The following is a 19,849-nucleotide window of genomic DNA, read 5'->3' on the forward strand; positions in this document are numbered from 1 at the left end:
TCAGGGCACTGACGGCTCCGCTCATGCGGCAATCGCCTCCGCGCGACCATGTTGGATGGTGACGCCGCTCTCGATCAGCGGCTCCCAGAAGCGCCGGATTTCTTCCAGCGCGGCCTCCACCGTGTCGGCGCGGTTCACGCGCCCCCGGAACTCGGCGCTGCCGGGCAGGCCGTAGGAGTACCAGGCGAGATGCTTGCGGGCGAGGCGCATGCCAGGGTCGCGGCCGTGATGGTCCAGCATCGCCTCGTAGTGCCGCAGCATGATGGCATAGCGTTCCGCCAGCAAAGGCTCCTCCGCCACCATGCAGCCCCCCGGGGCACCTTCCGGCAGCCCGCGCAGCCGGGCCGCGACCGCGCCCATGATCCAGGGCCGGCCATAGGCGCCACGCCCGATCATCACGCCATCCGCGCCGGAGCGCCGCAGCGCCTCGGCCGCGTCGGCGGCGTTCAGGATGTCGCCATTGGCGATCACCGGGATGCCGGCCACCGCCTTCACCTGGGCGATGAAGTCCCAGTCGGCCTTGCCGGTGTAGAACATCTGACGGGTGCGCCCATGCACCGTGACCATGCGGATGCCGCTTTCCCGCGCGATCACCGCCAGGCGCGGCGCGTTCAGGCTGTTGTGGTCCCAGCCCATGCGCATCTTCAGCGTCACCGGCACGGTGACGGCGCGCGCCGTCGCCTCCAGGATCCGCGCCGCCGCGACCTCGTCACGCATCAGCGCCGAGCCGGCGGACTGGCCGAGGGCGACCTTCTTCACCGGGCAGCCGAAATTGATGTCCACGATGGCGGCACCATGGCCCACGGCGAGCCTCGCCGCCTCCGCCATCACCTGCGGATCGCAGCCGGCGAGCTGCACCGAGGCCGGGCCGCCGAAGCCGTCCACCTCGGCCATCTTCAGCGTCTGCCGGTTCTCCCGCACCATGGCCTGGCTGGCGATCATCTCGCTCACCACCATCGGCGTGCCGAGTTCGCGTGACAGGCGCCGGAAGGGCAGGTCCGTCACCCCCGACATGGGGGCGAGCAGCACCGGGCAATCGATCCTGACGCCACCCAGGTCGATCGGGCGCAACATACCGAAGCCGTTTCCCTTGGTCGCAGGGGAAACGGCCGGCGAGAAATCTTCTGAACCGTCCATGCGGGATGCCTATCCCTTGGGCAGGTAGATCGTCAAGCGCCGATCCGCGCGGCAGAATGCCTCTCGCTCCATGACAATCTGACGACCGATTAATCCCGTGGGCAAGGGATATCGGGAAACATTCCGACGTGTCACCCGACAAGGCAGCTCCCGGCAGCCTTCCCGCGCGGATGTCCGGCCTTCCGCCGGTCGCCCCTCCTGCCCCCCCCCTGGGCGCCGCCATCCCGCGCGGCTAGTTTGCGCCGCCGGGGCGCCGCCGCCCTGGGATGCCGGTTCCGGGCCCGTGGCCCGATCCGGCAGGACCCTATCCTACGGGGAGTAAGCGAATGCGCGTCGTCGCGCTTCTGGTGGCCGCCGGTCGCGGCCAGCGCTTCGGCACCACGGAGCCCAAGCAGTTCCTTGCCCTGGCTGGCCGGCCGGTGCTGCGCCATGCCGCCGAGGCGCTGCTGGCGGACGGGCTGGTGGAGGCCGTGCTGCCCGTCTGCTCCGCCGGGGAAGAGGGGCGGGTGAGCGCCCTGCTTGACGGCCTGCCCATCCTGCCCCCCGTGCAGGGTGGCATCGCGCGGCAGGACAGCGTGCGAGCCGGGCTGGAGGCCCTGGCGGCAAATCCGCCGGACGTGGTCCTGGTGCATGACGCCGCTCGCCCGGTGCTGCGGCCGGGCACAGTCCGCGCGGTGGTCGAGGCGCTGGAGCGGCATCACGGGGCGATCCCCGCCCTGCCGGTCAGCGACACGCTGAAGCTGTGCGGCGAGGGCGTCATCGCCGGCACCGTGCCGCGCGACAACCTGTTCCGGGCGCAGACGCCGCAGGGCTTCCGTTTCGCCACGCTGCTGGAGGCCCACCGGAACGGGCCGGTCGGCGCCACGGACGACGCCGCCCTGCTGGAAGCGGCCGGACACTCGGTGGCCCTGGTGCCGGGGTCGGAGGAGAATGTGAAAGTGACCTATCCCAGCGACCTGGAGCGGCTGGAGGCCGCCCGCCGTGGCGCCCTGCTGCCGCGTGTCGGCACGGGCTATGACGTCCACCGGATGGTGGCCGGCCGGCCGATGATCCTGTGCGGCGTCCGGATCGAGCACGAGACGGGGCTGGATGGGCATTCGGACGCGGATGTCGGCATCCACGCCCTTTGCGACGCGATCTACGGCGCCATGGCGGAAGGCGATATCGGCCGGCATTTCCCGCCCTCCGAGGCGCAGTGGAAGGATGCGGACAGCGCCCGCTTCCTGCGCCACGCGGCCGGGCTGGTGCGGGAGCGCGGCGGGCTGATCGCCAATGCCGATGTCACCCTGATCTGCGAGCGCCCCAAGATCACCCCCCACGCCCCCGCCATGCGCGCCCGCCTGGCGGAGCTGATGGGCATCCCCCTCGGCCGCGTCTCGGTGAAGGCCACCACCTCCGAGCGCCTGGGCTTCACCGGCCGTGGCGAGGGCATCGCCGCCCAGGCGGCGGTCTCGGTCCTGTTGCCGGACTGATCCTCCGGCACGGCCATCCCGGTCAGGGAAGGTCGCGCAGGGTGATGGCGCAGAGCTCGCGGATCTCCGCCCGCACGGGTCCCGCGCGGGGCGGGTCCCGCAGGGTGGTGAACCAGTGTTCCGGCGGCTCCCGCCCGGCGGCGCGGAACCAGGACAGGCCGCGCAGCACCGCCTCGGCTGCCGGCGGCAGGCGCGCGGGGATGGGCAGGTCGTTCAGCGTGGCCCAGACCCCCGCCCAGCAGCGCCCGACAGACCACGGGTTATAACCTCCGCCGCCGGTGACGATGAGGCGCGGCGACAGGCCCCGCAGCGCCCGCGCCACCGCGAAATGGCTGTTGTTGGACAGCGCCAGCCGGGACAGCGGGTCTTCCTCCAGCGCGTCGGAGCCGCATTGCAGCACGATCGCCTGCGGCCGCAGATGCCGCGCGATGGGCAGGATGGCGTTGCGGAGCACCCAATCCATCTCGCTGTCGTTGAAGCCCTCCGGCACCGGGATGTTGCGGGCATGGCCGCCCGCCCGGTCCTCGGCTTTGCCGGTACGGGGCCAGCGGTTGGCCTCGTGAACCGACAGGGTGAAGACGCGCGGATCGTCGTGGAAGGCGAGTTCCACGCCATCACCGTGATGCGCGTCGATATCGACGTAGAGCACGCGCTCCAGCCCGGCATCCACCAGGGCGAAGATCCCCAGCGCCACGTCGTTGACGTAGCAGAAGCCGCTGGCCCGGTCGGGCATGGCGTGGTGGGTGCCGGCGCCCGGCACATGCGCGATGCCGCCATGGCGCACCAGCCGGGCGGCCAGGATTGCACCCCCCGCCCCCGTCGCCGGGCGGCGGAAGACCTCACGGTAGATGGGATTGCCATGGGCGCCCAGGTGGTGCCGCTCGCGCACCGCCTCGTCCGCTGCCTGCTCGGCCTCGGCTCTTCGCAGGGCGGCGATGTAGTCCGGCGTGTGGAAGCGGGCCAGTTGCTCCGGCGTGGCCATCGGGCTGTCGCGATAACGTTCCGGGGCGAGCCAGCCCAGAGTGCGGATCAGGTCCAGGGCGGTGGAGACGCGGGCGATGGCCAGCGGGTGTTTCCCGCCATAGGTGGAGTGGCGGTAGATCTCCGACCCGATCAGGACCGGGGTCAGGAGCGCGGAGGGCTGCCGGGGGGCGTCGGGGTCGGACTCTTGCTGCATCGCCCTGGCATGTCGGCGGGCCACCCGCCCTGTCGAGAGGTGGGGCGGTGGTCCTTTCGCCATGTCAAGGGAATGACCGTGACATGTCAACCGGCGGACTGGCGCGCCCTGAGGGACTCGAACCCCCAACCAACCGGGTAGAAGCCGGTTGCTCTGTCCAGTTGAGCTAAGGGCGCCGCGCGATGCCGCTTGGCCGGTTGGCCGGATTCTGCTCTAGCCCAGGATCACCGGGGCGAGAAGCGACCAGCGGCGATCAGTGGGTCCAGTTCTGCTTGCGGCCCCAGCGGAAATTATCCGCATAGGACTTGGGCTTCATGGCCGGGACCTGACGCCGGGCCTCGACATCGTAGTCGATGCCGTTCGCCCGGGCATAATCCTCGGCCTCCTCCAGCGTATCGAAATGGAGGACGACCTGCTGCTCCGTATCGGCGGAGCCGGTCCAGCCCATCAGCGGATCGATTCGCTTCGGCTGGTCGGACACGTGCCGCAGGACCCAGCCCTGGGTGCGGGCCTGGCCGGACTGCATCGCGCTTTTCGGGGGACTGTAGATGCGCGCCTTGCTCATCGCCGTACCTTCTGAAGCCTGTGGCGTATTCCAGGAAACCTTGCCGGTATCGGGGCGGCGGGACTCGAACCCACGACCTCCTGTACCCAAAACAGGCGCGCTACCAGGCTGCGCCACGCCCCGTGCCGGAAAGGTTTGCGCGCGGAACCTATGGGCAGGCGGGCCCGGACGCAAGGCACCCCGGCGGCTTTGCCGCGGGGTGTGTGGGGCGGGACGTCAGGGGCCGATGCGCTCCAGCCCGCCCATCCAGGGGCGCAGCACCTCCGGCACCAGCACGGAGCCGTCCTCCTGCTGGTGCGTTTCCATCACCGCAATCAGCGCGCGGCCTACCGCGACGCCGGAACCGTTCATGGTGTGGACGAAGGCCGGCTGGGCCTTCTTCCCGCCGGGCTCGTCCTTCGGACGGTAGCGGGCGTTCATCCGCCGGGCCTGGAAGTCCAGCATGTTGGAGCAGGAGGAGATCTCCCGCCACGCCCCCTGCCCCGGCAGCCAGACCTCCAGGTCATAGGTCTTGCTGGAGGCGAAGCCGGTGTCGCCGGCGCAAAGCACGATCCGCCGCCAGACCAGCCCCAGCTCGCTCAGAACGCGCTCGGCGCAGCGGGTCATCCGCTCGTGCTCGTCGGCCGAATCCTCGGGCCGGGTGATGGAGACCATCTCGGCCTTCATGAACTGGTGCTGCCGCAGCATGCCGCGCGTGTCGCGCCCGGCCGAGCCCGCCTCGGAGCGGAAGCAGTAGCTCAACGCCGTGTAGCGCTGCGGCAGCACGGCATCGGGCAGGATCTCGCCGGCGGCGAGATTGGTGAGCGGCACCTCGGCGGTCGGGATCAGCCAGCGGCCGTCGGTGGTGCGGAACAGATCCTCGGCGAATTTCGGAAGCTGCGCCGTGCCGAAGACCGCCTCGTCGTTCACCAGCAGCGGGACGGAGACCTCCTCGTAGCCATGCTCGGCATGGAGGTTCACCATCCAGTTGCCAAGCGCCCGCTCCAGCCGCGCCAGCGCCCCGCGCAGCACGGTGAAGCGCGCACCGGACAGCTTCGCAGCGGCGGCGAAGTCCATCAGCCCCATCGCCTCGCCCAGCTCGAAATGCTGCTTGGGCTGGAAGGGGAAGTTGGGCGCCGCCCCGTGCTGGTGCAGCACGATGTTGCTGCTCTCGTCCGCGCCCTCGGGCACGTCGTCGGCCAGCAGGGCGGGCAGCTCCGCCAGCGCATCGCGCAGCGCCGCCTCGGCCCGGGACAGAGCCTCGCCGGACACGCGCTCGCCGGCGGCCAGCTCGTCGATCAGGGCCTGCGCCTCGTCGTGCCGGCCGGCGGCCTTCAGCACGCCGACCTCGCGGCTCTTGCGGTTGCGGGCGGCCCGGGCCTCCTCCACCGCCGTGGTGGCGGTGCGGCGTTCGGTGTCCAGCGCCAGCAGACGCTCCGCGGCCGGCGGCAGGCCACGGCGGACCATGCCGGCATCGAAAGCCGCCGGGTTGGCGCGGATCGCGCGGATATCGTGCATCGGTCAGGTCTTCGTCTTGTCGGCCGGGGTCTTCTTCGGGCGGTTCATCCAGGTCGCCGCGATGATCGACAGCTCGTAGAGCAGCAGCAGCGGCACGGCGAGGCCCACCTGGCTGATCACGTCCGGCGGCGTCAGCACCGCGGCGGCGATGAACATGCCGACGATGGCATAGCGGCGCCCCTTCTTGAGCTGGTCCACCGTCAGGATGCCGACCCGGGTCATCAGCGTCAGTGCCACCGGTAGCTGGAAGGCCGCGCCGAAGGCCAGGATCATGTGCATGACGAGCGAGAGGTACTCGCTCACCTTGGCCTCGAGCTGCACCGGCAGGCCGCCCCCGGCACCGCTCGGCGTCTCGAAGGAGATGAAGAAGCGCCAGGCGAGCGGGAAGATGAAGTAGTAGGCCAGCGCCGCGCCCATCACGAAAAGGATCGGCGAGGCGATCAGGAAGGGCATCACTGCCCGCTTCTCGGAGCGGTAGAGGCCGGGCGCGATGAACAGCCAGAGCTGCGTGGCCCAGACCGGGAAGGAGATGAACACCGCCCCGAAGAAGGCCACCCGCAGATAGGTGAAGAAGGCCTCGTAGAGCGCGGTGAAGATCATCCGCCGCTCGCCCGCGCCCTGCTGCTGCAGGATGTCGGCCAGGGGCCGCGCCAGGAAGCCGTAGATCTGCGTGGAGAAGTAGTAGCAGATCGCGAAGGCGATGAAGAAGGCCCCGAAGGACCAGAGCAGACGGGTGCGGAGTTCGAGCAGATGCTCGATCAACGGCATCGGCTTGTCGTTGATCGTATCGTCCGGATCGCGGGGCACAGGCGGTCTTTTTCAGGCTTTGTGGATGTTGGCCGGCTCGGTGGCCGGCAGGGTCTGGGCTTCCGCGGTCCGGGCCGGCGTCGCGGCGGGTGCCGCTGCGTCGCGGACCGGCGTCGTCGCCTCAGGAATGGGCAGCTCACCGGGTAGCCCGGCGGTTGGCCCAGGCTCCGGGCGGGCGGAGGCCGGGACCGGGGTCAGCGGCTCGGTCGGGATCGCCCCGGCGCGGCCGGCGGGCGACGCGGCCTCCTGCACCGGGGAGGTGGAGGGGGGCGCATCGGCGGCCCGGGCCGGATCGGGGTCCGCCGCCACGGCGGTCGCGTCCGTGCCGGCGCCCTGGGGCGTCGCCTCCCCCACCGGGGCGGCCTGGACGGCCGGCGCGGCATCGGCGGAGGGGGTCACGGGCTGAGCGCGGAAGGGATCGTCGTTGAAGGCGGAGCGGAGCGAGCCGTCCTTGTCCACGGTGCGCTGGATCTCGCCCTTGATGTCGAAGTTCCGGATATCGCGGATCTGGTCGCGCACATCCTCCAGCTTCGCCTCGCGCACCACCTCGTCCAGATGGCCCTGCAGCTCGCCCGCCATGCGGCGCAGCTTGCCGATGCCCTTGGCCACGGTGCGGATGGTGTCCGGAAGGTCCTTCGGGCCGATCACGACGATCGCCACCACGACGATGACCGCGATCTCGGACCAGGCGAGGTCGAACATGTGCTTCGCTCAAGCCCTATAGAGGTCGTGTCCCGGAGGCCGCCGGGTTCGGAAAAGGCGCTGTCTCCGTTAGCAGGAACGCCCGGGCGCGCCAATGCGCCCGCCTCCTATCTGGACCGGCGGCAGGCCGAGCGAAACCCCCCTGCCCCCTTTCTCCGGCCCCCGGCGGATGAAGCCGCGTTCAGGAATCCGCCGCTTCCGCCTGCTCCTCCCGCGCCTCGATCAGCACCACCGGCGCGTCGCGGGCGACGAGGTCCTCCTGCCGGGGCAGCTCGGCCAGGGAGCGCAGGTTGAAATGCTCCAGGAAGCGCGGCGTGGTGCCCCAGAGCACCGGGCGGCCGGGGCTTTCCTTGCGCCCGCGCGGGGCGACCAGCCCGGCCTCCAGCAGCGCCTCCAGCGAGGTCTGGGAGACCGAGGCGCCACGCAGCTCCTCGATCTCGGCCCGTGTCACCGGCTGGCGCCAGGCGATGGCCGCCAGCACCTCCATGGCGGCACGGGGCAGGCGCTTCGGCACCTCCACCACCCGGGTCAGAAGCGGCGCCAGGTCGGGCGCGGTGCGGAAGCTCCAGCCGCCGCCCGCCTCCACCAGTTCCACGCCCCGCCCGGCATAGCGGTCGCGCAGCGTCTGCAGGATGGCAGCGGGGTCGAGCGAATCCCGCTCGTCGCCGCCGATACCCAGGGCCTGGGCCAGCCGGACGGCCGTCACGGGCCGGTCGGCGGCGAAGATCAGTGCCTCGGCGATGCGCAGCGCGGCCTCAGGCAGCATCGGCGGTGTCCTCCTCGCTCATGCGGGCGGCGCGCAGCAGGATCGGGCCGAAGGCCGCCTCCTGCCGCAACTCCAGCCCGCCATGCTTCGCCAGTTCCAGCCCGGCGATCAGCGTGCTGGCGATGGCGGCGCGGCGTTCCACAGGGTCGGGTGCCAGCCCTTCCGGCAGGAAGCGCTCCAGCTCCCCCCAGTCCGGCCCGGCGGCGCCGATCAGCCGTTCCAGGCGGCTCAGCGCCTCGCCCACCGTCCAGAGCCTGCGGGGCTTCGGGACATAGGGCCGACGCGACTCGGCGCGGCGGATGGCGGTGGCCCAGGCATGCAGCAGGCCGGGCAGGTCGGCCTCCAGCTCCCCGTCCCGCCGCTGCACCAGGGATTCGGGCTGGCCGCGCCCGAAGAAGTCGCGCCCCAGCATGGGCTGCCCATCCAGCCAGGCGGCCCCCGCGCGCAGCATCTCCAGCCCCTGGAGCCGGTCGGTGAGCGAGACCGTGGCGGCCTCGGCATCCTCGTCCGGCTCGGGGTCGGGCAGCAGCAGGCGCGACTTCAGCCAGGCGAGCCAGGCGGCCATCACCAGCCAGTCGGCGGCCAGTTCCAGCCGCACCCGGCGGGCGCCTTCGATCACCGCGAGGTACTGGTCCACCAGGGCCAGGATATCGAGCCTCGCCAGATCGACCTTCTGCGCCCGCGCCAGTTCCAGCAGCAGGTCGAGAGGGCCTTCGTAGCCCTCCAGCCGCAGCAGCAGGGCCTGGGGCTGTGGCGTGACGACGCTCACAGCCCGTAGCCCGCCGCGCGCATGACGACGTTGAAGGCCGGGCCGACGGCGTAGCGCATCAGCCAGCCCATCGGGTCCCAGGCCGAGGAAAGCTGCGGCAGGATGAACAGCACCAGCACCACCAGCAGAAGGCCCAGCCGGTCCAGCCGCAGGAAGGGCACGCCCAGCCGGGGCGGCAGCAGCCCCCCCAGGATGCGGCCGCCATCCATGGGTGGGATCGGTATCAGGTTGAACAGGCCCAGCAGCAGGTTGGACAGGATCATCAGCGAGAGCAGGCGGTAGACCCAGGCGGAGAGTTCCGGCGGCAGCGTCACGGCATCCACCACATGGCCGGACAGCGCGGCCAGGAAGGCCAGGGCCATGTTGATCGCGGGACCGGCCGCCGCGACGGCCACCATGCCGAAGCGAGGGTTGCGCAGGCGGAACTGGTTCACCGGCACCGGCTTGGCCCAGCCGAACATGACCTGCACCGTGCCGATGGTCAGAAGCTGGGAGATGACCAGGAAGCCGGGCACCAGCACCGTACCCACCGGGTCCACATGCCGGATCGGGTTCAGGCTGAGCCGCCCCGCACGCTGCGCCGTGTCGTCGCCGAGCCAGAGCGCGGCATAGCCATGCGCCGCCTCGTGCAGGGTGATCGCCAGGATGGCGGCGATCGCCGCCGCCAGGAGTTCCGGAAGCCATTCGGGCATGACGGGGAGCGGAACCGGACTCAGACCGAGGCCGAGACGGCACCGAGCGGGCGGCGGGAGGCGAGCGCGGTGGCGCGGGCCTCTTCCATCCGCTCCGCGGCGCGGTCGCTCAGGCGCGGGCAGGCCTCCAGCAGCGCGGCATTCTCGGCCAGGATGCCGGGGCAGTGCAGCACCACGTCGCAGCCGGCGGCCAGCGCCTGGACCGCCAGATCCTCCGGCCTCCCGGACAGCGCCTTCATGGCGAGGTCGTCGGAGAGCAGCAGCCCGTCGAAGCCGACCTCGTCGCGGATCACCCCCTCGATCACGCGCGGCGACAGGGTGGCGGGGCGTTCGGCATCCCAGGTCTCGTACAGGATATGCGCCGTCATCGCCCAGGCGCCGCGCCCGGAATCGGCACGGCAGACCGCCTGGAAGGGGAAGAGGTCCGCCTCCAGCTCCGCCCGCGTGGCGGAAACGCGCGGCAGGTCGAGATGGCTGTCCGCCATGGCGCGGCCATGGCCGGGGATGTGCTTGATGACCGGGATGCAGCCGGCGGCGCGCAGCCCGGCGATCCAGGCCGCGCCGATCCGCGCCACCTCGGCCGGGTTCTCGGAGAAGGCGCGGTCGCCGATCACGTCATGCGCGCCGGGATGGCGCAGGTCGAGCACCGGGGCGCAGACCACGTCCAGCCCCATCTCCATGCAGGTGGCGCCCAGCAGCGCGGCATTCTCCAGCGCCACCTCCGGGCGGCCCTCGAATCGCGCCCCCGGCGGGAAGGCAGGCCAGTGCGGCGGGCGCAGGCGGGCGACGCGGCCGCCCTCCTGGTCCACCAGGATCGGCGCCTCCTCCCCCAGCACCTCACGCAACGAGGCGGTCAGGGAGCGGAGCTGCGCCGGGTCGGCGACGTTGCGCGCGAAAAGGATGGCCCCGGCCGGCCGGTGGCGGCGGAACAGCGCCGCCTCCTCGGGCGCCAGGGTGGTGCCGGCGATCCCCAGGATCACGGCGGCGGGCGTGGCGGAGCGGTTCATCCGCCGATCGCCGCGCAGGCCGGCGCGCCCTTGGCCCGGGCGGCCTCGCAGAAGCTGCGGGCGGCGGCGGCATCGCTGAAGCCCCCCGTGCGCAGCCGCCACATGGTCGGCATGCCCGGACGCTCGAAGCGCACCACCATGGGCCGTCGGTCTGCCAGCAGCCCGCCGAGGCGGCCCTTCAGCCGGTTCCACTCGGTATGGGCGGCTTCCTCGCTGCCCAGGGCGCCGAGTTGCACCAGGGCGCTGCCGCCTGTTGCCGTCCTGGCGGGCTCGGAGCGTGCCTCCGGGTGCGGAGCGGCTTCGGGCGCCCGTGCCACCGGGGCCGGCGGCGGGGCGGCGGGCGCCGCCTCCACCGGAGCCTGGGATGCCGGCGCCCCGGGCGCCTCGGCCACCGGGGCCGGCGCCGCGGGCACGACCGGGGCCACCGCGGGCGCCTGGCTGCGCTGGGCCATGCGCGAGGCCTGGGCCGCCTGCCGCAGGGCGTCCAGGTCCGGCTGCTCGGGCGCCGGGGCGACCTGCGCCTGGGCCGGTACGCCCGGCTGAGCCGAACGCGCCCGCTGCGGCTGGTTCTGCGTCTCGAAGATGCGCTCGCCCTGATTGGCGACGCGCAATCCGCCGGGATCGTCCGGGCGGATGCGCAATGGCCGGCTATCGGCCTCGATGACCGGGACGCCGTTGGACACGGCGCGCGACACGCCCCACACGGCCGCCGCGCCGACCCCCAGCACAGCGGTCAGCCCGCCGGCCATGGCCAACATGCGCCAGGGCAATCCCCCACTGCTCTGGCGCTGAACCCGATAGGACGGGACGGTATGAAATTCGCTCACCGCATCTCCTCGACTGGCGTCACCCCCATGACGCGCAGGCCCGAGCGGATCACCATGGCCGTGGCGGCGACGAGGGCAAGCCTCGCGCGCGTGGCGGCCGGGTCTTCCTCCCGGATGAAGCGCAGGGTCGCGTCATCGCGGCCCCGGTTCCACAATAGGTGAAAGTCCGCCGCCAAGTCACCCAGATAGAACGCAATCCGGTGCGGTTCCCGCGCCGCAGCAGCGGCCTCCACGGTGCGGGGCCAGGCCATGATGCGCCGGATCAGCGCCATCTCGGCGGGATCGGAGAGCGAATCCATCGAGGCTTCCGCCAGTTCCGCGTGTGCCGGGTCCCCTGCCTGGCGCAGCACGGAGCGGCAGCGGGCATGGGCGTACTGGACATAGAAGACCGGGTTGTCGCGCGACTGCTCGACCACCTTGTCCAGGTCGAATTCCATCTGGGCATCGGCCTTGCGGGTCAGCATGGTGAAGCGGACCGCGTCCTTGCCGACCTCGTCGATCAGGTCGCGCAGGGTGACATAGGTGCCGGCGCGCTTGCTCATCCGCACCGGCTCGCCGTTCTTCATCACCTTGACGATCTGCGCCAGCACCACGTCCAGCGGCACCGGCCGGTCGCCCGACAGCGCCTTCACCGCCGCCTGCATGCGCTTGACATAGCCGCCATGGTCGGCGCCCCAGACCTGCACCAGCTCGTCGAAGCCGCGCGCGATCTTGTCGGCATGGTTGCCGATGTCGTTGGCGAAATAGGTGTTCGACCCGTCGCTCTTGCGCAGCGGCCGGTCCACGTCGTCGCCGAACTGCGTGGAGCGGAACAGCGTCTGCGGGCGCGGCTCCCAGTCGTCGGGGGTCTTGCCCTTGGGCGGCTCCAGCACGCCCTCGTAGACATAGCCCTTGGCCGCCAGCTCGGCGATCGCCTTGTCCGCCACGCCGTCGCGGACGAGTTGCGCCTCGCTGATATAGACGTCGAAGCTCACGCCCAGCGCCGCGAGGTCGTCGCGGATCTCGGCCATCATCGCGTCGATGGTGAAGGCGCGCACGGCGTCGAGCCAGAGCGCGGGATCGGCGGGCGCCGCGCCGGGTGCCAGGCTGTCGCCGAACTGCGCCTTCAGCGCCTCGCCGACCGGGATCAGGTACTCTCCGCGATATTGCAGCCCGCCGGGCACCTGCGCCGCGAACTCCTCCTCGGTCAGCGTGGTGCCGAGGGCCTGGAGGTAGCGCCAGTAGGCCGCCCAGGCGAGCGCCTGCACCTGTGCCCCGGCATCGTTGATGTAGTATTCCTTGGTGATGTCCCAGCCGGCCTTGGCCAACAGGTTGGCCAGCGCGTCGCCCACCACGGCGCCGCGGCAATGGCCCACATGCATCGGCCCGGTCGGGTTGGCGGAGACGTATTCCACGTCCACCTTGCGGCCGCCGCCCAGCCCGCCGTCGCCATAGGCCTCCCCGGCCCGCAGCACGACGGGGATCTGGGCCCGCGGCACGGCCTCACGCAGCCGCAGGTTCACGAAGCCCGGCCCGGCCGGCGCGGCCTCGGCCACCAGGGGCGAGGCCGCCAGGCGTGCCGCCAGCTCGGCGGCCAGCTTCGGCGGCGGCAGCTTCGCCTGCCTGGCCACCACCATCGCGGCATTGGTCGCCATGTCGCCATGGGAGGGGTCGCGCGGTGGCTCCACCAGGACGCGGGCGAGCGCCTCCTCCGGCAGGTCCGGCAGGATGGCGCGGAGCTGCGCGACGACCTCGGCACGCAGGGTCTGGAAAACGTCCTGTGACATGGAAGTTCCTAGTGGGCTTTGCCGCGGGGCAAGAAGGGTCTCTCTAGCGTCATGGCCTCCCGGGGGGAAACCTCCGGCCGCGCCTATCCGGGCATGTTCGGGTCGGTGAGGCGCCGGTGCTCCTCCAGGGCGAAGCGGTCGGTCATGCCGGCGATATAGTCGCAGACCACCGCCGCGGTGCGCGCGCTGCCCGGCCCGTCTGCCTGGGCGCGCCATTCCGGCGGCAGCATGTCCGGCCCGCCATGCAGCAGGGAGAAGGTCACCTGCAGCACGCGCCGGGTCTTCTGCGCCGTGCGGTTCACCCGCCAATGGCGGTACATGCGCTCGCGCAAGAAGGCCCGGGTCTCCTCGTTCAGCGCCGTCATGCGGGCGCTGAACACCACCACCGGCGCGGCGGCGGCACGGATGTCGTCGGCGCTGCGCGGCTCCAGGATGGCGATGCGGCGCTGCGCCTCGGTCACCACGTCGTTGACCATGGCATTGATCACCCGGCGGATGATCTCGGCCGCGAGGCGGCTCCGCGAGGTGCCCTCCGGCGCACGCGCCCGCGCATCCTCCAGCGCCTCGGCGATCAGCGGCAGGTGCGCGATCTCCTCCAGCGTGAAGATCCCGGCCCGCAGCCCGTCATCCAGGTCGTGGTTGTTGTAGGCGATGTCGTCCGCGATCGCCGCCGCCTGCGCCTCGGCGCTGGCATGGGTGGACAGCTCCAGCGGATGCCGGGCGTCGTACTCCGCGATATAGGGTGGCGGGCGGCGCAGCGGGCCATTGTGCTTGGCCAGCCCTTCCAGCGTCTCCCAGGTCAGGTTCAGCCCATCGAAATCGGCATAGCGGCGTTCCAGCGCCGTCACCGCCTTCAGGCTCTGGGCATTGTGGTCGAAGCCACCCCAGGGGCGCATCACCCCGTTCAGCGCCTCCTCCCCGGCATGGCCGAAGGGCGGGTGGCCCAGATCGTGCGCCAGGGCCAGGGCTTCGGCCAGATCCTCGTCCAGCCGCAGCTGCCGGGCGATGGAGCGGGCGATCTGGGCGACCTCAATGGAATGGGTCAGCCGCGTCCGGAACTCGTCGCCTTCGTGGTAGATGAAGACCTGCGTCTTGTACTGCAGCCGTCGGAAGGCGGTGGAATGGATGATCCGGTCCCGGTCCCGCTGATAGGGGGAGCGCGCCCCGCTGCCCGGCTCGGCCACCAACCGCCCTCGCGACGCCGCCGGGTTCACCGCCCAGGGGGCCAGGCCGGAAGGAAGAGGGCCGGACGTCCCGTCGGGACCGGCGGGCGAACCGGAGCGGGTCGCGGAATGTGGGTCCTGCACGGGGAGTGGGCTCGGATCTGAGGGAAAAGGGGTTCCGGCCCTAGCACCGGCCATGCGGGCGCGGCAACCCCGCCTTCCCGCCCGGCTCCGCGCCCGTATGGCCCTCATCTGGCATAGGCGGTTGGAAAGCGGTGGCGGGACGTCCTATCTAGGGGACCGATGGAGTCCCGATGACCATGCCGGACGGTAGCCAGACACCCTCTTCCCCGCCCTTCCGCGCCACGCCGCGCGCCCACCGGCAGATCGCCGAGATCGCCGCCCGCGAGGGCCGCCCCCGGGCCGGGCTGCGCCTCGCGGTCGAGGCCGGGGGCTGCTCCGGGCTGCAATACAAGTTCGAGCTCGCCGACGAGCCCGAGGCCGGGGACACGGTCGTCCGGGCCGAGGACGGGACGGGCGCGCCGGTCTTCATCGACCCGGTCTCGCTCGATTTCCTCCAGGGCGCGGAGCTGGACTGGGCCGATGCGCTGATGGGCGCGCATTTCGCCGTGCGCAACCCGCAGGCCGTCTCGGGCTGTGGCTGCGGCGTCTCCTTCGCGGTCGGCTGAGAAGGCGTCACCCCTCCCTTGCGACTTTGCAGCTTCAACGTGAACTCGGCGCGCAAGCGTGCGCCGAACCTCCGCCACATGCTGGAACGGCAGCAGCCCGACCTCGTCTTCCTGCAGGAGCTGAAGTGCAGGACCGAGGAATTCCCGACCATGGAGTTCGAGGCCCTGGGCTACCGCTGCCACGCCGTGGGCCAGCCCGGCGGGCGCAACGGCGTGGCGGTGCTCTCGCGCATCCCCTTCGAGGTGCTGGGCGAGACCCTGCCCGGCGAGGCCGAGGACGACCATGCCCGCTTCATCGAGGTGCGGGCGGCGGGGATGAACCTGATCGGCATCTACCTGCCCAACGGCAATTCCCGCGGCGAGGAAGGCTATGCCTACAAGCTGCGCTGGATGGAGCGGCTGCGTGCCCTGACCGCCGAGCGGCTGGACCGCTTCACGCCGCTGGCCATCCTGGGCGATTTCAACGTCTGCCCCACCGAGGCCGACCTCGCCCCGCGCACCCTGCCGCCCACCGATGCGCTGGTGCGCCCGGAAAGCCGCGCCGCCTTCCGCGCCCTGGTGAATCTGGGCCTGACCGACGCGGTGCGGGCGCTGCACCCGGAGGAGGCGATCTACACCTACTGGGACTATGGCCCGGCCTTCGAGCAGAACCGGGGGCTGCGCATCGACCATGCCCTGCTTTCGGCGGAACTGGCGGAGCGGCTGACCGGCACCTCCGTGGACGTCGCTGCCCGGGCGGCAGAAAGCCCCTCCGACCACGCGCCGGTGCTGTTCGACCTGGCGGATTGAGCCTCGCTCCCCGCCCGGGCGGGGCGCCTATCGCAGCCGCGTCACATCCATGGCGAAGACCAGCGGAAAGAAGGTCGGCCAGCCGTTCCAGCGTTGCGAGCCCGCCTCGCTGACCGACCAGAGCAGCCCGTCCCGGTCGAAGCCCAGATCCTCGATCCCACCAGGCGCGCCATGGCTTTCCAGCCGGGTGCCATCCTCGGGGTCCAGCCGGTGCAGTTCGCCCGGCGCGGCGCCGGCGCTGCAGGCGATCCAGATCCGCCCCTCGGCATCCGCCGCCGCTCCCTGCGCCCGGAGCGGCAGCGGGATATCACGTACCGCATCGGCCGGGGTGACGGGATGACCGTCCCCTTCCACGAAACGTTGCACCGGCACGGCATGGAGACGCGGGCTGCCGCTCTTGCGCCAGGGACCGAACCAGAGGGAGCGGCCGTCGCAGGCGAGGAAGGCCGGCCCCATCGACCGGTCCACCCGCCGCGTCGCAAGCGGCCTCGGCCCATCCGGCGCATCGAGGCTGGCGGCGTCGAGCGCCAGGACGATGCCCGAATTCGCGGCGAAGAGCACCTGCCCGTCCGTGGCGAGGCCACCGGGATGACCGAATTCCTCCGGCAGCGCGAAGCTGCCCCGCAGGCTGCCGTCCCGGCGCGACAGCCGGAAGACTCGCGAGGGGCCGTCCGCCTGATCGTGCGTCAGGCTCTGATAGGCCGCGACCAGGATCTCCTCGCCCAGCACGGTCAGGCCCTGCGGCACATAGGCCTCGTTCAGCCCGGGCGCCCAGAAGCGGCGCGGCATCGCCGCCTCGTTCGGCACCGCACTGAGCGCCCGGTCGGTATAGCGCGGCGCATCCCCGGGAATGCCGTCCCGCGCGGAGACCGGTAACGGAGCCGGTTGCGCCGATAGAGGGCCGGGCGCCAGGACCGCCGCACCGAAACCCAGGGCCCCGCCGAGCAGGTGGCGGCGACGCAGCCTGCCCGTCACCGCGTCAGCGCCAGCCACCGGGTTCCCAGGCCCAGCCACCCCGGGTCCAGACCCACTCGCCATGCCTCCAGGTGCCCCCGCCCACGATGTGGCGGAGCACGTAGCGCCCGGGCTCCCAGCGATAGGCGACGCCGTCCCACTGCCAGTGTCCGGGCTGCCAGACATACTCCGCGCCGGGCAGGCGCGGCGGCTCCGGCTCGACACGCAGGGCGGGGATCGGCGGGTAGGGCTGCCGCGAGGCATGGGGCGGCATCGCGGGCAGCGGCTGAGGCGGCGGCACACAACCGGCGACCAGCGCCAGGGTGGCGAGCGGAGCCGCGAGGCGCATCACGGCATGGGCGGCGGAAAAAGCGGGACGGAACGGCAAGAGAGTAGGGACTCCGGGCGAAAGGCAGGCAGGATGCACCATGGCCATCCTGCCCGGAGCGTGCCGCCGGATGAAAAGCGGGAGAGACGGCCCACCCGCTTTCCATCCCTCCCGGCGGCGCGGGGTCACGCCCGGCGCGGCGCCTGCCGGGCGAAGGTCAGCACCAGCACGTCCCGGTGTCCCGGCCGCGACGGGTCGATCGGCACCACGGGCGTCACCCCGTGCCAGACCCGCCGGTCGTCCAGCAGAACCGTGTCCAGCGGGTTCTCCAGGGTGAAGCTCGCCTCGCCGGGGAGGGTGCCATCCTGGGCGTCCACGCGGATGCCGGTCACGCCGCCCGCCACGTTCTCGCGCCCGATCAGGGTGACCAGCACGAAGTCCACGCCGTCACGGTGCATGCCCTCCGGCGTCGGCTTACCGGCGGCGTTGGGACGCGCCTCGATGCGGAACTGGTGCATCTCCACATGCCAGCGGGGCGGCGGCGCCTCGGCCATCTCGAACACCGCCCGTGCCCCGCTCAGCAGGCGCGACAGCGGCGCCCCGGCCGCGATGCCGGGATCCACCGGCTCGAACCATCGCTCCTGCCCGCCATTCAGCGGGTTGTGGTGCAGGGTCTGGTAATGCGGCTGGTGGGCCCCCTGGATCAGGGGCTCGCCCTGCGCCGCGCCGAAGACGGCATGGCGGCGCAGGCGGTAGCGGCCGCCATCGGCCATGTGCGTGTCGGGACGAAGGTCGCTCCAACTCGCCACGAATTCCTTCCAGGGCGCGCTCGCCAGGGCCTCCCCCGCCGGGTCGAGCAGGCGCGTGACCTCGTGGCCGGGCAGGAAGACATGGCCCGATTGGCGGATGGCCTCCGCCAGCTCCTCCCGCCTTCTGGTATTCACAGTCATGGACGGTGCTCCAGCATCACCTGCTTCATGCGTCGCACGGCGGCGCCCAGGCCATCGAACAACGCCTGGCCGAGTAGGAAGTGGCCGATGTTCAGCTCCACGATCTCCGGAACGGCGGCCATCTCGGCGGCGGTGACATAGTCCAGCCCGTGCCCGGCATGGCACTCGATGCCCAGCGCCGCGACCTGCCGCGCCGCCTCGGCCAGGCGCAGCCGCTCCCGGTCCCGCGCCGCGCCGGGTGCTGCCTCGCAATAGGTGCCGGTGTGCAGCTCCACCGCTCCGGCGCCGAGCCGCCCGGCGGCCTCGATCTGGCGCGGCTCCGGGTCGAGGAAGAGCGAGACCCGCGTCCCTGCCCCGCGCAGCGCCGCCACGACAGGGGCGAGCTGCGCCTCCAGCCCGGCGGCATCCAGGCCGCCCTCGGTGGTCAGCTCGGCCCGGCGCTCCGGCACCAGGCAGGCGGCGTGCGGACGGATCGCGGTGGCGAACTCCGTCATCTCCGCCGTCGCGGCCATCTCCAGGTTGATCGGGGCTTGCAGCCGCTCCCGCATGAGGCGGACATCGGCGTCGCGGATATGGCGGCGGTCCTCCCGCAGATGCACGGTGATGCTGTCGGCGCCGCTCTCCAGCGCCAGGACCGCCGCGGCCAGCGGGTCGGGATGCGTGCCGCCGCGCGCGTTTCGCAGCGTGGCGACGTGATCGACATTCACACCCAGCCGGATGGGAAGATTCATGTGGCGGCTCCGGGAATGGTGTTGCGGCGGGCGGCCATTTCCGCCGCCATGCGCAGGGCGGCGAGGAGGCTGCCGGGTTCGGCGATGCCGCGACCGGCGATGTCGAAGGCGGTGCCATGGTCCGGCGAGGTCCGCACCACCGGCAGGCCCAGGGTGACGTTCACGCCGCCATCCATGTCGAGCGTCTTCAACGGGATCAGCGCCTGGTCGTGGTACATGCAAAGCGCGGCGTCATAGCCGGCACGGGCGCGGGGCGTGAACATCGTGTCCGGCGGCAGCGGGCCGAAGGCGTCGATCCCCCCGGCGCGCAGGGCCTCGATGGCCGGGACGACGATGCGCCCTTCCTCGTCGCCCATGGCGCCCCCTTCCCCGGCATGCGGGTTCAGCCCGGCCACGGCGATGCGCGGCGCGGCAATGCCGAAATCCGCCTGGAGGCTGCGGTGCAGCACGCGGGCGGTGCGGAGGATCTCCGCCGTGGTCAGCTCCGCCAGCGCGCGGCGCAGAGAGACATGGATGGTCACCGGCACCACGCGCAGATCCGGGCAGGCCAGCATCATCACTGGCGGCTCGGCGAGGCCGGTCAGTGCACCGAGATATTCCGTATGCCCCGGGAAGCCGAAGCCCGCGCCGTAGAGCGAGGCCTTGCTGATCGGGTTGGTGACGAGGCCGCCGGCCTTGCCCGCCTGGGCGAGCCGCACGGCCGTCTCGATGGAGGACAGGATGGCGGGCGCATGCGCCGCGTCGGGCCGCCCAGGCGTGACCGGCGCGGCGAGCGGCACCGGCAGCACCGGCAGGCGCTCCCGGAAGAGGGTGGCGGCCCCGGCGGAGTCCGCCACCTCCGCCAGCGGCACCATCCGGCCCAGCCGGGCGGCCAGAGCAGCCAGGCGGGCCGGGTCGTCCAGCACCACGAAGACGGGTCCCGCCCCATGCCGGGCGCGTTCCCAGGCGGCGAGTGTCAGTTCGCCGCCGATCCCGGCGGGGTCGCCCATCGTCAGGGCCAGCGGAAGGGCTTCGGCGTCCATGATCGGCCAGAGGTGATGTGGGATCGCTGGAATGGGGCA

At 72.0% G+C, this 19,849-nt stretch carries 21 protein-coding genes and 2 tRNA genes; 3 read left to right on the forward strand and 20 right to left on the reverse strand.

What is annotated here, in order from left to right:
* Positions 1-21: 21 nt before the first annotated feature.
* Complete coding sequence (gene dusB, locus CTJ15_RS09050) at positions 22-1,074, reverse strand: tRNA dihydrouridine synthase DusB (protein WP_099781499.1); 1,053 nt, start codon at positions 1,072-1,074, stop codon at positions 22-24.
* Positions 1,075-1,463: 389 nt separating this feature from the next.
* Between dusB and CTJ15_RS09055 the strand changes: the two genes are divergently transcribed.
* Positions 1,464-2,609 carry a bifunctional 2-C-methyl-D-erythritol 4-phosphate cytidylyltransferase/2-C-methyl-D-erythritol 2,4-cyclodiphosphate synthase gene (locus CTJ15_RS09055; protein ID WP_099781500.1) on the forward strand — a complete coding sequence of 382 codons (1,146 nt, stop codon included), beginning with the start codon at positions 1,464-1,466 and terminating at the stop codon, positions 2,607-2,609.
* Positions 2,610-2,631: 22 nt separating this feature from the next.
* On the opposite strand, the gene CTJ15_RS09060 is transcribed toward CTJ15_RS09055, so the two are convergent.
* From CTJ15_RS09060 to CTJ15_RS09125, 14 genes are all read right to left on the reverse strand, one after another.
* Entirely contained in the window at positions 2,632-3,786 is a 1,155-nt protein-coding gene (locus CTJ15_RS09060; protein ID WP_099781501.1) for an acetoin utilization protein AcuC, read from the reverse strand.
* Between the two features lie 99 nt (positions 3,787-3,885).
* A tRNA-Arg gene (locus CTJ15_RS09065) sits at positions 3,886-3,962 on the reverse strand.
* A 77-nt stretch (positions 3,963-4,039) separates the two neighbouring features.
* Positions 4,040-4,351 carry an ETC complex I subunit gene (locus CTJ15_RS09070; protein WP_019459855.1) on the reverse strand — a complete coding sequence of 104 codons (312 nt, stop codon included), beginning with the start codon at positions 4,349-4,351 and terminating at the stop codon, positions 4,040-4,042.
* Between the two features lie 49 nt (positions 4,352-4,400).
* Positions 4,401-4,474 (reverse strand) — tRNA-Pro (locus CTJ15_RS09075).
* A gap of 93 nt (positions 4,475-4,567) precedes the next feature.
* The gene (gene serS / locus CTJ15_RS09080; protein WP_075822712.1) at positions 4,568-5,848 is read right to left on the reverse strand and encodes a serine--tRNA ligase; all 1,281 of its coding nucleotides are present in this window, start codon (positions 5,846-5,848) and stop codon (positions 4,568-4,570) included.
* A gap of 3 nt (positions 5,849-5,851) precedes the next feature.
* Positions 5,852-6,616, reverse strand: a complete 765-nt coding sequence (gene tatC, locus CTJ15_RS09085) for a twin-arginine translocase subunit TatC (RefSeq protein WP_051004736.1) — start codon at positions 6,614-6,616, stop codon at positions 5,852-5,854.
* 51 nt (positions 6,617-6,667) lie between these two features.
* Positions 6,668-7,357: a Sec-independent protein translocase protein TatB gene (gene tatB / locus CTJ15_RS24740; RefSeq protein WP_075822711.1), complete on the reverse strand. Its 690-nt coding sequence runs from the start codon at positions 7,355-7,357 to the stop codon at positions 6,668-6,670.
* Between the two features lie 181 nt (positions 7,358-7,538).
* A complete protein-coding gene (scpB, locus tag CTJ15_RS09095; RefSeq protein WP_075822710.1) occupies positions 7,539-8,123 on the reverse strand; it encodes an SMC-Scp complex subunit ScpB in 585 nt (194 codons plus the stop codon).
* Complete coding sequence (locus CTJ15_RS09100; protein ID WP_019459860.1) at positions 8,113-8,892, reverse strand: ScpA family protein; 780 nt, start codon at positions 8,890-8,892, stop codon at positions 8,113-8,115. Before CTJ15_RS09100 ends, scpB begins: the two co-directional genes overlap by 11 nt.
* Complete coding sequence (locus CTJ15_RS09105) at positions 8,889-9,584, reverse strand: site-2 protease family protein (protein WP_019459861.1); 696 nt, start codon at positions 9,582-9,584, stop codon at positions 8,889-8,891. The genes CTJ15_RS09100 and CTJ15_RS09105 overlap by 4 nt, the downstream gene beginning before the upstream one ends.
* Before the next feature lie 20 nt (positions 9,585-9,604).
* The gene (gene nagZ, locus CTJ15_RS09110) at positions 9,605-10,591 is read right to left on the reverse strand and encodes a beta-N-acetylhexosaminidase (RefSeq protein WP_075822709.1); all 987 of its coding nucleotides are present in this window, start codon (positions 10,589-10,591) and stop codon (positions 9,605-9,607) included.
* Positions 10,588-11,418 (reverse strand): SPOR domain-containing protein, encoded by an 831-nt coding sequence (locus CTJ15_RS09115; RefSeq protein ID WP_151904038.1) that lies wholly within the window; start codon positions 11,416-11,418, stop codon positions 10,588-10,590. The genes nagZ and CTJ15_RS09115 overlap by 4 nt, the downstream gene beginning before the upstream one ends.
* Positions 11,415-13,184: an arginine--tRNA ligase gene (gene argS / locus CTJ15_RS09120; protein WP_075822686.1), complete on the reverse strand. Its 1,770-nt coding sequence runs from the start codon at positions 13,182-13,184 to the stop codon at positions 11,415-11,417. Before argS ends, CTJ15_RS09115 begins: the two co-directional genes overlap by 4 nt.
* Positions 13,185-13,267: 83 nt before the next feature.
* Complete coding sequence (locus CTJ15_RS09125; protein ID WP_019459865.1) at positions 13,268-14,371, reverse strand: deoxyguanosinetriphosphate triphosphohydrolase; 1,104 nt, start codon at positions 14,369-14,371, stop codon at positions 13,268-13,270.
* Between the two features lie 296 nt (positions 14,372-14,667).
* Between CTJ15_RS09125 and CTJ15_RS09130 the strand changes: the two genes are divergently transcribed.
* Both CTJ15_RS09130 and xth read left to right on the forward strand, forming a co-directional pair.
* Entirely contained in the window at positions 14,668-15,036 is a 369-nt protein-coding gene (locus CTJ15_RS09130) for a HesB/IscA family protein (protein ID WP_369923876.1), read from the forward strand.
* A gap of 18 nt (positions 15,037-15,054) precedes the next feature.
* Positions 15,055-15,825, forward strand: a complete 771-nt coding sequence (gene xth / locus CTJ15_RS09135; protein WP_019459867.1) for an exodeoxyribonuclease III — start codon at positions 15,055-15,057, stop codon at positions 15,823-15,825.
* A 27-nt stretch (positions 15,826-15,852) separates the two neighbouring features.
* On the opposite strand, the gene CTJ15_RS09140 is transcribed toward xth, so the two are convergent.
* From CTJ15_RS09140 to pdxA, 5 genes are all read right to left on the reverse strand, one after another.
* On the reverse strand, positions 15,853-16,818 hold the full coding sequence (locus CTJ15_RS09140) for a hypothetical protein (protein ID WP_126281862.1): 966 nt from the start codon (positions 16,816-16,818) through the stop codon (positions 15,853-15,855).
* Positions 16,805-17,167, reverse strand: coding sequence for a YXWGXW repeat-containing protein (locus CTJ15_RS09145; RefSeq protein WP_075822689.1), 363 nt, complete (start codon positions 17,165-17,167; stop codon positions 16,805-16,807). The genes CTJ15_RS09140 and CTJ15_RS09145 overlap by 14 nt, the downstream gene beginning before the upstream one ends.
* Positions 17,168-17,292: 125 nt before the next feature.
* On the reverse strand, positions 17,293-18,057 hold the full coding sequence (locus tag CTJ15_RS09150) for a 2OG-Fe dioxygenase family protein (RefSeq protein ID WP_075822690.1): 765 nt from the start codon (positions 18,055-18,057) through the stop codon (positions 17,293-17,295).
* On the reverse strand, positions 18,054-18,788 hold the full coding sequence (locus CTJ15_RS09155) for a pyridoxine 5'-phosphate synthase (RefSeq protein ID WP_058389723.1): 735 nt from the start codon (positions 18,786-18,788) through the stop codon (positions 18,054-18,056). Before CTJ15_RS09155 ends, CTJ15_RS09150 begins: the two co-directional genes overlap by 4 nt.
* Entirely contained in the window at positions 18,785-19,810 is a 1,026-nt protein-coding gene (gene pdxA, locus CTJ15_RS09160; protein ID WP_099781503.1) for a 4-hydroxythreonine-4-phosphate dehydrogenase PdxA, read from the reverse strand. The genes CTJ15_RS09155 and pdxA overlap by 4 nt, the downstream gene beginning before the upstream one ends.
* Positions 19,811-19,849 lie beyond the last annotated feature (39 nt).

Source organism: Roseomonas sp. FDAARGOS_362, assembly GCF_002754815.1.
Classification (GTDB): Bacteria; Pseudomonadota; Alphaproteobacteria; order Acetobacterales; family Acetobacteraceae; genus Roseomonas; species Roseomonas mucosa.